The sequence below is a fragment of the Vreelandella sulfidaeris genome (assembly GCF_042429665.1).
GTDB lineage: Bacteria > Pseudomonadota > Gammaproteobacteria > Pseudomonadales > Halomonadaceae > Vreelandella.
Genome location: NZ_JBHMAC010000010.1, coordinates 1177624 through 1190056, shown reverse-complemented (window position 1 = coordinate 1190056; position 12433 = coordinate 1177624). Strand labels below are relative to the sequence as shown.

Below are 12433 nucleotides of genomic sequence, written 5' to 3'. Positions count from 1 at the left end.
GGCATTACTTACCCCGGTGCTATCTCGCTGCGTATGCCCTTTACCACTACCCGTTTTGACCCCAGAGAGGGACGAGTGACTAGCTGCGGTAATCCGCGTTGATAGACACATAGTCATGGGAGAGGTCTGACGTCCATACCGTGGCGCTTTCGTCGCCACGCCCTAAACTAATCCGGATGGTAATATCCGACGCTGCCATGACGGCGCTCCCTGCCGCTTCCGTATAACCATCGGCACGGCCACCATGTTCGACTAACCGCACATCGCCTAGCTCAATCACCACCCGGTTAACGTCAAAGTCGTCTACTGGGGCGCGGCCTACGGCTGCCAAGATACGCCCCCAGTTCGCGTCTGAGGCATATAGAGCCGTTTTGACAAGCGGAGAGTGAGCAACGGTAAAGGCAACATCGAGCGCCTCTTGTCGGCTTCTGGCATCGTCAACCTGGAGGGTAATAAACTTGGTCGCCCCCTCGCCATCGCGAATAATCGCTTGTGCCAGTTCGGTCATCACCTGCTGCAAGGCTTCACGAAAGGCGGTTATTTGCGCGTCATCGACGATACGTGGCCCGGTGCCGGTCGCTGCCAGCATGCAGGCGTCATTGGTGGAGGTATCGCTATCTACCGTAATGCAGTTAAACGAGCGATCCACCGTTTCGCGCAGCAACCGATCCAATAACGAGGCTTCAATCGTTGCATCAGTCACCACGAACCCCAGCATGGTCGCCATATTGGGCTTGATCATGCCAGACCCTTTCGTAATGCCGTTAATAGTCACCTGCTGACCATCCACGTCCAACGAAACGGTCGCGCCTTTGGCACGGGTATCAGTGGTTAAAATACCCTGACCGGCATTTTCCCACGCAGCACTATCGCTTGCCATGCTTTCAAGCGCAGGCGACAGCCCGGCAAGCAAGCGCTCCATAGGCAGCGGTTCGCCAATCACCCCAGTCGAAAACGGCAATACGTCCTCAACAGCCACGCCAGCCCGTTGGGCCAGTTCGGCACAGCTTGCGCGTGCATCACGCAAGCCAGCGTCGCCAGTGCCCGCGTTGGCATTACCGGTATTGACCAGCCAAAAGCGCGGCGAACGCTGTTCTGCGCGACACTGCTCAAGATGCTGTTTAGCCACCAAAACGGGCGCCGCGCAAAATGCATTACGGGTAAAAACCCCGGATACCGTCGCTGTTGCGGGCAGCTCAATCACCACCACATCACGCCGGTTTGGTTTTTTAATCCCCGCCATTGCACTCCCCAGGCGCACCCCTTCAAGGGGTGGCAACGCTGGAAAGGGAGTATTTCCCACCGCCATAATGATCTCCTTTAGGCAGGCCCTTAATATAATGCTATCTCAACCACCGTCTGCCGTTAGCTTAACTTCCCACAGCACTGTTTATACTTTTTGCCTGAACCACAAATACATGGATCATTACGGCCAACCTTAGGCCCCTCGCGGCGAACCGGGCGCGCATCACTGCCCTGCACATCTTGCTCGTTTTCGACAGGTGCCTGGGGCGGGGTATCGTGCCGATTCGCTGCGCTGGCGGCTTCACGCTCAAGCGCTTCGCGGCGCTGGCGTTCGATAGCATCCACTTCGTCGGGCTGGCGCACTTGAACGTGGCTGAGAATGCGTGTGACATCCGCCTTAATATGCTCCAGCAAGTGCTGGAAGAGCTCAAACGATTCACGCTTGTACTCTTGCTTTGGATTTTTCTGAGCATAGCCGCGCAGGTGAATACCGCGGCGTAAATGATCCATAGACTGGAGATGCTCTTTCCAGCGGGTATCCAGCACCTGCAGCATTACCTGCTTCTCAAAGCGGCGGATCAACTTCTCGCCTGCAGAGTCTATTTTGGCTGCGTAAGCCTCACGATGCATGGTTTGCAGCCGTTCGCGCAACTGCTCTTCACTGAAGCGGTCATCCTCGGCGGCCCATTTAACCACTGGGGCATCAAGGTTGAACTCGGTTTTCAAGTGCGCTTCAAGAGCGGGTAAATCCCATTGTTCGGGCAGACTCTGTGGCGGCACGTAATCGCTGATCGCGCTTTCCATCACCTCTTCACGAATACCGATGACAGCATCGGCCACATCGTCAGCGGCGAGTATTTCATTGCGCTGATCGTAGATCACACGGCGCTGGTCATTGGCAACATCATCGTATTCAAGTAACTGTTTACGAATATCGAAGTTGCGCCCTTCCACTTTTTTCTGAGCCCGCTCAACGGCATTGGAAACCATTTTATGTTCGATGGCTTCACCATGTTCAAGCCCCAGTGCCTGCATTAACCGTTTGACACGATCAGAGCCAAACAAGCGCATCAGGCTATCTTCAAGCGATAAGAAGAAGCGTGTCGAGCCTGGGTCGCCCTGCCGGCCGGCACGGCCACGCAACTGGTTATCAATACGCCTGGATTCGTGACGCTCAGAGCCCACCACATGCAGGCCACCCGCGGCCAGCACACCATCGTGGCGCACCTGCCACTCGGCTTTTAACGCATCAATCTGCGCCTGGCTTGGGTTTTGCAACTTGGCGGCTTCCGCCTCCCAGTTGCCGCCTAGCACGATATCGGTTCCTCGACCGGCCATATTGGTAGCGATCGTAATCGCCCCTGGGCGACCTGCCTGTGCAATGATTTCAGCTTCGCTTTGGTGCTGTTTAGCATTTAGCACATTGAACGCTAACCCTGCCTCGCGCATCAGCTTGGCCAGGTACTCTGAAGTTTCAATAGACGCGGTACCCACCAACACTGGACGGCCAGCCTCGGTTTCGGTTTTCACGTCTTTAATGATGGCCTCGTATTTCTCTTCAGCGCTCAAATAAACCAGATCATTTAAGTCTTTGCGTGCCAACGGCCGATTGGTGGGGATAACCACCACGTCGAGGCCATAAATTTGACGGAACTCAAAGGCTTCGGTATCGGCGGTACCGGTCATGCCCGCCAACTTTTCATACAGACGGAAATAGTTCTGGAAGGTGGTCGACGCCAACGTCTGGCTTTCTCGTTGAACCGGGACTCCCTCTTTGGCTTCGACGGCTTGGTGCAAACCCTCCGACCAGCGCCGCCCAGGCATAGAACGCCCGGTGTGCTCATCGACGATGACTACTTGGCCATCAGAGACAATGTAATCGACATCACGGTGATACAAATAGCGGGCACGCAAGGCTGAGTGCATGTGTTGCAGCAAGTTGAGGTTTTGTGCCGCATAAAGAGACTCTTCGTTGCCGAGGAGACCTTCAGCACGCATCAATTCTTCGACTTTATTGTGACCTTGTTCCGTCAGCTCGACCTGTTTCTGCTTCTCGTCGATTAAAAAATCACCCAACACAGGAGCATCTTCATCCTCAACCTCTTCGCCTTTTTCTAGCTGCTGGGCAAGCTGGTTAACGACGTTATACAGGTCAGTATTTTCATCAACGGCGCCTGAGATAATCAGCGGTGTACGCGCTTCATCGATAAGAATTGAGTCAACTTCGTCGACAATCGCAAAGTGCAGGCCCCGCTGCACTTTATCTTCTAGCGAGAACGCCATGTTATCGCGTAGATAATCGAAACCGAACTCGTTATTCGTACCGTAAGTAATATCGCAGTGGTAAGCGTGACGCTTCTCTTCGCCACTTTGACCAGAGAAAATAACGCCTATGGTCAGGCCTAAAAACTCATATAAGGGACGCATCCACTCGGCATCACGCCGTGCCAGATAGTCATTGACCGTGACCACATGGACGCCCTTGCCCGGCAGCGCGTTGAGATACACCGCCAGGGTCGCCACCAGCGTTTTACCTTCACCGGTTTTCATTTCAGCAATACGGCCCCGATGCAGAGTCATACCGCCCACCATCTGCACATCAAAATGGCGCATGCCCATAACACGCTTACTGGCTTCACGAACAATAGCAAAGGCAGGCGCCATTAGCGCATCAAGAGGCTCTCCAGCCTCTAACCGAGTGCGTAGCTCGGCCGTTTTACCCTGGAGGTCAGCATCGCTAAGCGCCTCAAACTCCGCTTCTAATGCGTTAATTTGCGGCACATTTTTGTGCATGCGTTTAACATCGCGGTCATTTTTCGAACCCACGACTTTACGTAATAAATTATTCAGCATGAAATATCCAAATCGTCACGAGCGTCCTAACGGACATTGCCCTTTTACGTCAGGTCCCCCTTTTAGGCGAACCTTTTCCCTACCCGTGTAGGTAGGGGCGAAATAGGTGTATTAACGAGAGACTTGGTAATAAGGAGGGCCTCGTTGGGTCAACACATCTAGCGCGGCGACCAGTGTCGCCATAGGCGCTAGCCACTGAGCTAAGCGGCGTGAAGAAGCAACGCGCTGGACGCGCTGTGAGCAACGGCGCAATGCCCGCTGTCGTTTGGCAATCCATTGCGACTGAGCGCGTAAAATAGCGGGCACCCAGAAACAGATGATGGCGCTACGTTCACCGCTGCGAAGTGCATCCGCAGGGCCTAGACTTGCGGGGAGTAGGCAACTCACCAGCAGACCGGTCAGCCACCAACGCGCGATACCGTAGCGGCGTTGGCGCCGCGGTAAAGCTAACGGAACATCAAGCGAAGGCGACATACTGTTAGACTGGCTCCTGAGCGTGGTAGGCTCTACTAATCGGTAAACGGCTAACATCGCCGACGTCATTATTAGCAGCACCCTAGGAATTAAGCGTATGAGTATAAAGGTTAAGCGTTCTCGCGCCCAGCCTATTGCCCGCCTGCTCTCCAAGTCCGGCGATATTAATCAATTGATGCGCCTTTCTCGCTTAATCGATCAGGCTCAGCGCCACCTGCGTGCCCACCTGCCGGAAGAGATGCGAGAGCATATTTTTGTCGGCGGCTTTCGCGAGGGTCGCTTAACACTCATTAGTGGTCAGGCGAGCTGGCTGACGTGGTTACGCTTTGAGCAGCAACGCCTATTAACGCTGCTTCACCAACTGCCCGGCTTTGAGAACGTAAATGGATTCACTTTTAAAGTTCGTCCCGTACGCCCTATTGTAGCGCCACCGCGCAATACACGCAGCTTGTCAGTAGAGGCTGGAAAAACCTTGGCTGAGTGCGCTGAGGACACCACCAACCCTGCCCTGAAACGCGCCCTGGCAAGACTTGCCTCACATGCCAAGCCAGCTAAATAACCGAGCAAGTCGTTAGCCATCAACAAACAGCTAGCGCGTCATGACAGGCTTGTCTTGCCGCTTCTGGCTTAAAACCTTGCTCCGAACACGCGGCTAGCACAAGCCCGAACACATCCCTTAAATCCAAAAATTAACTTAAAAAAGCTGTCTTGAAATACCTATCTTGAACAGCCCACCTTGAAACACTTACTTTAAACGCACAAAAGCACCGCCTTGGCGATGCTTTTAATTAACGTGCTTAACATTCACAAGTGCTTGGCACTCATAAGCGCTTAGCCATTTACTCACTAACGCTCGTGGGGTGCCAATGCTTACGCCATAGCGGGCGCTGCATAGGAGATGGGTGCCACGGCTTTGTCTTCTTCAAACGTGACGATTTCATAGGCATCAGGCTGCGCCATCAGCTCACGGCAAAGCTGATTATTTAATGCATGCCCTGACTTCACCCCACGGAATTCTCCGATCAGGCTATAACCCAACTGATATAAATCACCAATGGCATCGAGCACTTTATGCTTCACAAACTCATCTTCGTAACGTAAACCGCCTTCATTAACGATGCGGTAATCGTCGACGACAATCGCGTTGTCTAAGCTGCCGCCAAGCGCCAGATTATTGGAGCGCAAAAACTCCAAGTCCCGCATAAAGCCAAACGTACGCGCACGTGAGACTTCTTTAACAAACGACGTGGTTGAGAAGTCAATCAACGCCGTTTGCTTCTGTTGATCGAAAACAGGATGGTCAAAGTCAATCGCAAAGGAGACCTTAAAGCCCTGATGGGGCAAGAAGACGGCCTCTTTATCTCCATCGCTGACCGCTACTCGACGCTTGATGCGAATAAACTTTTTCGCTGCATCCTGCTCAAGAATACCCGCCGATTGAATCAAGAATACGAATGGGCTCGCGCTACCATCCATGATGGGCACTTCAGGTTCACTGAGGTCGACATACGCATTATCGATACCCAGGCCAGCAAACGCCGACATCAGGTGTTCAACCGTCGCGACTTTCACGCCCTGATATGAAAGCGCAGTACATAGCTTGGTATCTTCTACCAATTCAGCGCGCGCAGGGACATGGACCATCGGCTCCAGATCGGTTCTAACAAACACAATCCCTGTATTAGCAGGCGCCGGGCGCAGAGCCAGATGGACTTTCTTGCCAGAATGCAGGCCCACTCCGGTGGCGCGAATGACGTTTTGTAGGGTGCGTTGTCTGATCATGGGTACTCGTAGGACTCCAGTGACGGCATTGACCGCAGGAAAATAGTTATCAAACAGTGTTCACTTTAACAGCAACCGAGCGTTTTAGCCAATAAAACGCTCGGTTGCTATTGCAATGAGACTGTCAAAGAGCATCAATCCGCCTGGCGACGCAGAAACGCAGGAATATCCAAATAGTCGTCGGCTTCGCTTGCACGACGCTTTTCAGGACGAGGTTTAGCGGCAGTTTCAGGTGCTTCGGCACGCGCAGTTGCCTGTTGACGCATCACCGTAGGCTGCTGCAATTTGCGGTAGTCGGAGGATGAATCTGCCGCCGAACGGCGTGCTGGCTCGCGCGCAGCCGCTTTGGGTTTCTGTCCGTCTAACCCGGCGGCCACTACCGTTACACGTAGCTCGTCGGACATTTCCATATCAATGGAGGTGCCCACCACAATAGTGGCATCTGGAGAGGCAAACTCCTGCACGGTAGCACCGACATCGTTGAACTCGCCAATCGATAGATCCGGCCCTGCGGTGATATTGACCAAAATACCGCGCGCACCGTGAAGATCGATATCTTCCAACAGTGGGCTTCGGATGGCTTTTTCAGCAGCTTCACGTGCACGGTTTTCGCCTGTTGCTCCACCGGTGCCCATCATTGCCATGCCCATTTCAGACATAACGGTGCGCACATCGGCAAAGTCAACGTTGATAATACCGGGGCTGGTGATCAGCTCCGCGATACCTTGTACAGCTCCCAACAGCACATCGTTAGCCGCACTGAAAGCAGTCAACAGCGTGGCATTTTTGCCCAACACTGACAGCAGCTTTTCATTAGGAATAGTGATTAACGAATCAACGTGTTCAGAGAGCTCTTTCATGCCCTCTTCAGCCGCGCGCATGCGTTTGGGCCCTTCAAAGGGGAACGGGCGCGTCACGACGGCAACGGTAAGAATACCCAGTTCTTTAGCGACCTGGGCAACCACTGGAGCGCCACCGGTACCGGTACCGCCACCCATGCCAGCCGTGATAAACACCATATCGGCGCCTACCAATAGTTCCGCGATACGCTCACGGTCCTCCATTGCCGCTTGGCGCCCCACCTCAGGATTGGCACCTGCTCCCAACCCTTTAGTGATTTCGCTACCCAGCTGCAATACGGTTTTAGCCGCTACGCGTTTAAGCGCCTGAGCATCGGTGTTGGCGCAGATAAACTCAACGCCTTCAATATTACTTTCGACCATGTGGTTGACAGCATTGCCGCCACCGCCGCCAACGCCGACCACTTTGATGACCGCACTGCTCGAGGGTGCGTTATCTACCAATTCGAACATAAGCCCCGTCTCCTGAACCGCGCTTGCGGCCCTGTCAGAAATTTCCTTTGAACCAGCCTTTCATTCTTGCCAGCGCCGAATGGTCTTCCTTGATATCACGTCGGGCAAGTTCGTTACGCCCCTTATGAGCAGCAACGCTTCCCCCATGGCTTTTTAGGCCTTGCCCGTGACGCGTTTCCTGCAAGGCATAATGCAGCAGACCAACTCCCGTCGCATAAATAGGGTTACGTACAACGTCCGCCAATCCTCTTACATTTTGCGGACACGCAATGCGTACGGGCATATGGAAAATCTCTTCCGCTAATTCACTTACACCTTCCATTCGCGAGGTACCACCGGTCAGTACAATCCCGGCAGCTACCATATCTTCATAGCCACTACGACGTAACTCGTCTCTTACTAGCGTAAACAGCTCTTCGTAACGCGGCTCTACCACTTCAGCCAGCGCTTGGCGTGACAGATCGCGCGCCGGACGATCACCTACACTAGGTACTTTAATCATCTCATCACTTGCCGCCAAATGGGTTAACGCGCAAGCGTACTTCACCTTAATCTCTTCAGCGTGCTGCGTTGGCGTTCTCAGTGCCATCGCAATATCGTTGGTCACTTGGTCACCAGCGATGGGAATAACCGCGGTATGGCGAATCGCACCTTCACTAAAAATGGCCATATCGGTGGTGCCACCACCAATATCCACCATGCAGACACCGAGTTCGCGCTCATCCTCTGTCAATACGGCCATGCTTGAAGCAAGCTGCTCGAGAATAATAGCATCTACCTCTAAACCGCATCGACGCACACACTTCTCAATATTCTGCACCGCGTTTAGCGCAGCGGTAACCAGGTGTACCTGGGCTTCCAAACGCACCCCGGACATCCCTAACGGTTCACGGATGCCACCCTGGGCGTCAATCGAGAACTCCTGAGGCAGCACATGCAGCACACGCTGGCCTTCTGAAATGGCTCGTGCCCGCGCTGAATCAATGACGCGCTCTATATCAGAGGGGGTCACTTCGCGCTCTTTAATAGCCACCACGCCATCTGAATTCATCGAACTGATGTGGCTACCAGCAACGCCAACATAAACTGAGTGGATATCACAACCAGCCATTAACTCGGCTTCTTCAACCGCCCGCTGAATAGACTGCACGGTCGATTCAATATTGATCACTACCCCGCGTTTCATGCCGCGCGAAGGGTGCGAACCAATACCTGCAATTTCAATTCCGCCGTCATCGGTTGGTTGACCCACTATCGCGACGACCTTGGACGTTCCAATGTCCAGCCCGACTACCATATTGGATGCATTGGGTGAGCCTGCCATGAGTCGGGAAATCTCCTTGCGACATTGTTAAAATAAATATAAATAGATCGGCGCTTAATCCAACGTTCTACATTGAAAACGTGCAACCGAACATTATCAACGCTACTTTTTTTCAGAAAGTAGCTAAGTACAAATAGTCTGAATTAAAACACTACTTAACCTGTGCTAGCTACATAGTATAGAAACAAGCGTCACAATACGACTAGGTCAAACCTACAATAATAGGCTTTGATAGCAATTTAAAGCCGATAACGGGCTTTTCGTTGATAGTGACCCCTCAGTTTTACACCTTATTTGCATAAAGTAATAGAAGACTTACTCCTCAGGCTCGCTAAACTCACTTTCGCCATGCCACGCAACCGCCACTCCATTAGGGTAACGCAGGTCAATATAGCGAATCTGCTCACCTAACGCATTCAACTCCCGTTGCCAAGAAGCCGATAAACGCGCCAGTCGAACATCATGCTGTCGCCGACCTAACATCACCCATGGGCCTTCATTTAATTGAAGCCGCCAAGCGCCTCGGGGTTCTAAGCGAAGCTGAGTCAGATCAAGCGATAACTGTTCGAAGTGAGTATTGAGGCGATAATAATAACCCAATACTTCTTCACTACTACCGGCAGGGCCTGCCAGGTCAGGCAGACCAGTCGGTGGTAATAATGGCGCAAAAGCAAAAGGCTCCCCGTCAGGGTTAAGTAAGAAGTCATCATTCCAGCGTGCGACGGGCTGCTGTTCAATAAGTTCAAACACCAGCGCATTAGGCCACTCTCTTGAAATGCGAACTTCGTTTAACCAACCTACCTTTAGCGCACGATCACGCAGTTCACCAAGATCCGCTGAAAGCCAAGTGGCATCCACCACCAGGGGGGCCAGTTGAGTGCGCAAATAATCGGCGCTGACATAGTCCCATTCGCCGCGAATAGATACCCGCTCAATAGGGCGATCCAGCCATAGCCAAAGCGCACGACCTCCCGCCCCTGTGAGCAGCGCCAACAGTAAAACACCTAACCACGCATTACGCCTTTTCATAAGGCACCGTGCCCAACACTCTCGTCATAGTGATAACTGCCCGCTTGCGCCACGCAGTATTGTTAACACCAGGTCATCAAAGGAGATACCCGCATGCGCCGCTGCTTGAGGCACCAGGCTATGATCAGTCATGCCAGGCACCGTATTGACCTCCAATAGCCAAAACTGCCCATCGCTATCGCGCATCACATCGACGCGCCCCCAACCTGCCCCACCGATAGCCTCAAATGCTCGTTGACAGAGCACGGCAAGCTCTGCCTCCTGCTCCGCATCAAGGCCACATGGCAAGTGGTACTGGGTGGTGTTCGCGATATATTTCGCTTCGTAATCGTAGAAACCGCCTGGCACCTCAACGCGAATGGCAGGCAACACCTGATCACCCAACAACGCGACGGTATACTCGTCACCTACCACAAAACGCTCTGCCATCACCCGAGCATCAAACTGAGCTGCTTCATAATAGGCAGCTTCAAGCGCAGCCTGACTTTTAACGATGCTGATACCCAGCGTAGAGCCCTCATGAACGGGCTTTACAATCAGCGGCAGGCCAAGCTTCGCCACCACCGCTGACCAATCGGCACTGGCATCCAGCATAATACTGTCAGGGGTTGGCAGCCCCACCGCACTCCATACCTGCTTGGTGCGCTGCTTATCCATACCCAGTGCCGACGCCAGCACGCCACTGCCGGTATAAGGAATACCGAGCAATTCCAGGGCGCCCTGCAGAGTGCCGTCTTCTCCACCGCGGCCATGTAGCGCAACAAAGACCACCGAGGGAGCTAATTGCTCTAAGCCTACCAACCCTTGCTCGCGTGGATCGTAGCCACAGACATCAATGCCTTTTCGCTGTAGCGCCGCTAGCACCGCGGCACCGCTTTTAAGCGATACGTCGCGCTCGGCGGACGTTCCGCCATAGACCACAACCACTTTTCCGGAGGTTGTGTTTGTTGCTACGTCAACACTCACAGTTCCACCTCATTCATCGCTAGCTGTGCCTGTGCCAAGCGCAGGGAAATCCCGCCCACATCGCCTGCGCCCTGGGTTATTAAAATATCGTCGGGACGCAATACATTGGCTAACAAGGTAGGTAACTCATGCTTATGCTCGACAAATAACGGATCTACTTCTCCGCGCTGACGAATTGAACCCGCTAACGTTCTACCTTCGGCACCAGGAATAACCGTTTCACCCGCACTGTAGACGTCGAGTAGGATCAACGTATCAACTTGCGAAAGCACCCTTACAAAGTCTTCGTACAAATCCCGGGTGCGGCTATAACGGTGGGGCTGATAAAGCATCACCAGACGACGCTCAGGCCACCCCGCGCGAATAGCCTGGATGACCATATCCACTTCCCTGGGATGATGACCATAGTCGTCTACCAGCATGATTTCCCCACCGCCTTTCGGGGACGGAAAGTGCCCATGTACCTGGAAACGACGCCCTACCCCGGCAAACCCAGCGAGCCCACTCAAAATAGCCTGATCGCTAACACCAGCATCGGTGGCCACCACAATCGCCGCCATGGCGTTTAATGCGTTATGGCGTCCCGGCATGGCCAAACGTACGTTCAATGGTGCCGCATCACCGGGCCGCAACGCGGTAAACGAAACTTCACCGCCACTCTGTGCAAAATCAGTGATGCGATAATCGGCATCGCTATCAAACCCATAGGTCACAAACTGCCGTTTCACCTGCTCACACAGCAAGCGAACGTGAGGATCGTCAATACACAGCACCGCTAACCCATAAAACGGCAAATTATGCAGAAATTCGATGAAGGTACTTTTTAGCCGTTCAAAGTCACCGCCATAGGTCGCCATGTGATCAGCATCAATGTTGGTAACAATCGACACCATCGGCTGTAAGTGTAAAAAGGAAGCGTCCGATTCATCGGCTTCGGCGACTAAATAGTCACCCTCACCCAAACGAGCATTGGCGCCAGCGCTGGTGAGTTTGCCCCCGATGACAAAGGTCGGATCCAAGCCACCTTCTGCCAGCAGGGTTGCCGTCAGGCTAGTCGTCGTGGTTTTACCATGGGTGCCCGCCACAGCAATACCGTGACGAAACCGCATCAGTTCAGCGAGCATTTCAGCTCGGCGCACCACCGGCACACGATGCTCATGTGCCCAGCGTATTTCAGGGTTAGTGTTATCAATTGCACTGGACACTACCACTACATCAGCGTTTTCCACGTTAGCTTCCGCATGGCCAATGACCACACAGACACCACACTGCCGCAGACGCTCGACTACCGAAGACGCCTTCAGGTCGCTACCGCTAACGCTATAGCCCTGATTAGCCAGCACCTCCGCGATACCGCACATCCCGGCACCACCAATGCCTACAAAATGAATACGACGAATACGACGCATGCCGGTGCCAGCGGTATAGCCCTGAGAGGGAGTCATGG

10 protein-coding genes are annotated in these 12433 nt (G+C 53.4%); 1 reads left to right on the top strand and 9 read right to left on the bottom strand.

Annotation, left to right across the window (positions count from 1 at the left end):
- Positions 1 to 79: 79 nt before the first annotated feature.
- The 3 genes from argJ to ACFFLD_RS10375 form a co-directional block, all read right to left on the bottom strand.
- The gene (argJ, locus tag ACFFLD_RS10385) at positions 80 to 1309 is read right to left on the bottom strand and encodes a bifunctional glutamate N-acetyltransferase/amino-acid acetyltransferase ArgJ (RefSeq protein ID WP_386039832.1); all 1230 of its coding nucleotides are present in this window, start codon (positions 1307 to 1309) and stop codon (positions 80 to 82) included.
- Between the two features lie 56 nt (positions 1310 to 1365).
- Positions 1366 to 4098 (bottom strand): preprotein translocase subunit SecA, encoded by a 2733-nt coding sequence (gene secA, locus ACFFLD_RS10380; protein ID WP_386039830.1) that lies wholly within the window; start codon positions 4096 to 4098, stop codon positions 1366 to 1368.
- Positions 4099 to 4209: 111 nt separating this feature from the next.
- A complete protein-coding gene (locus tag ACFFLD_RS10375) occupies positions 4210 to 4641 on the bottom strand; it encodes a hypothetical protein (protein ID WP_386039828.1) in 432 nt (143 codons plus the stop codon).
- Positions 4642 to 4669: 28 nt separating this feature from the next.
- On the opposite strand from ACFFLD_RS10375, the gene ACFFLD_RS10370 reads away from it, so the two are divergent.
- The gene (locus ACFFLD_RS10370) at positions 4670 to 5131 is read left to right on the top strand and encodes a DUF721 domain-containing protein (protein WP_386039826.1); all 462 of its coding nucleotides are present in this window, start codon (positions 4670 to 4672) and stop codon (positions 5129 to 5131) included.
- 311 nt (positions 5132 to 5442) lie between these two features.
- Here ACFFLD_RS10370 and lpxC read toward each other — a convergent pair whose 3' ends face one another.
- The 6 genes from lpxC to murC form a co-directional block, all read right to left on the bottom strand.
- Positions 5443 to 6354 carry a UDP-3-O-acyl-N-acetylglucosamine deacetylase gene (gene lpxC / locus ACFFLD_RS10365; protein WP_386039824.1) on the bottom strand — a complete coding sequence of 304 codons (912 nt, stop codon included), beginning with the start codon at positions 6352 to 6354 and terminating at the stop codon, positions 5443 to 5445.
- Between the two features lie 134 nt (positions 6355 to 6488).
- Positions 6489 to 7667 (bottom strand): cell division protein FtsZ, encoded by a 1179-nt coding sequence (gene ftsZ, locus ACFFLD_RS10360; RefSeq protein WP_386039822.1) that lies wholly within the window; start codon positions 7665 to 7667, stop codon positions 6489 to 6491.
- Positions 7668 to 7701: 34 nt separating this feature from the next.
- Positions 7702 to 8991 carry a cell division protein FtsA gene (gene ftsA, locus ACFFLD_RS10355; protein ID WP_386039820.1) on the bottom strand — a complete coding sequence of 430 codons (1290 nt, stop codon included), beginning with the start codon at positions 8989 to 8991 and terminating at the stop codon, positions 7702 to 7704.
- Between the two features lie 315 nt (positions 8992 to 9306).
- Positions 9307 to 10020, bottom strand: a complete 714-nt coding sequence (locus ACFFLD_RS10350; protein WP_386039818.1) for a cell division protein FtsQ/DivIB — start codon at positions 10018 to 10020, stop codon at positions 9307 to 9309.
- Between the two features lie 24 nt (positions 10021 to 10044).
- On the bottom strand, positions 10045 to 10986 hold the full coding sequence (locus ACFFLD_RS10345) for a D-alanine--D-alanine ligase (RefSeq protein ID WP_386039816.1): 942 nt from the start codon (positions 10984 to 10986) through the stop codon (positions 10045 to 10047).
- Positions 10983 to 12431, bottom strand: coding sequence for a UDP-N-acetylmuramate--L-alanine ligase (gene murC / locus ACFFLD_RS10340; RefSeq protein WP_386040434.1), 1449 nt, complete (start codon positions 12429 to 12431; stop codon positions 10983 to 10985). Before murC ends, ACFFLD_RS10345 begins: the two co-directional genes overlap by 4 nt.
- Between the last annotated feature and the right edge of the window lie 2 nt (positions 12432 to 12433).

Excerpts from the sequence above, each read along its gene's own strand:
- ftsA (WP_386039820.1), bottom strand. The coding sequence starts at position 8,991 with ATGGCAGGCTCACCCAATGCATCCAATATGGTAGTCGGGCTGGACATT.
- ACFFLD_RS10370 (WP_386039826.1), top strand. The coding sequence starts at position 4,670 with ATGAGTATAAAGGTTAAGCGTTCTCGCGCCCAGCCTATTGCCCGCCTG.
- secA (WP_386039830.1), bottom strand. The coding sequence starts at position 4,098 with ATGCTGAATAATTTATTACGTAAAGTCGTGGGTTCGAAAAATGACCGC.
- ACFFLD_RS10375 (WP_386039828.1), bottom strand. The coding sequence starts at position 4,641 with ATGACGTCGGCGATGTTAGCCGTTTACCGATTAGTAGAGCCTACCACG.
- ACFFLD_RS10350 (WP_386039818.1), bottom strand. The coding sequence starts at position 10,020 with ATGAAAAGGCGTAATGCGTGGTTAGGTGTTTTACTGTTGGCGCTGCTC.
- murC (WP_386040434.1), bottom strand. The coding sequence starts at position 12,431 with ATGACTCCCTCTCAGGGCTATACCGCTGGCACCGGCATGCGTCGTATT.
- ftsZ (WP_386039822.1), bottom strand. The coding sequence starts at position 7,667 with ATGTTCGAATTGGTAGATAACGCACCCTCGAGCAGTGCGGTCATCAAA.
- lpxC (WP_386039824.1), bottom strand. The coding sequence starts at position 6,354 with ATGATCAGACAACGCACCCTACAAAACGTCATTCGCGCCACCGGAGTG.
- argJ (WP_386039832.1), bottom strand. The coding sequence starts at position 1,309 with ATGGCGGTGGGAAATACTCCCTTTCCAGCGTTGCCACCCCTTGAAGGG.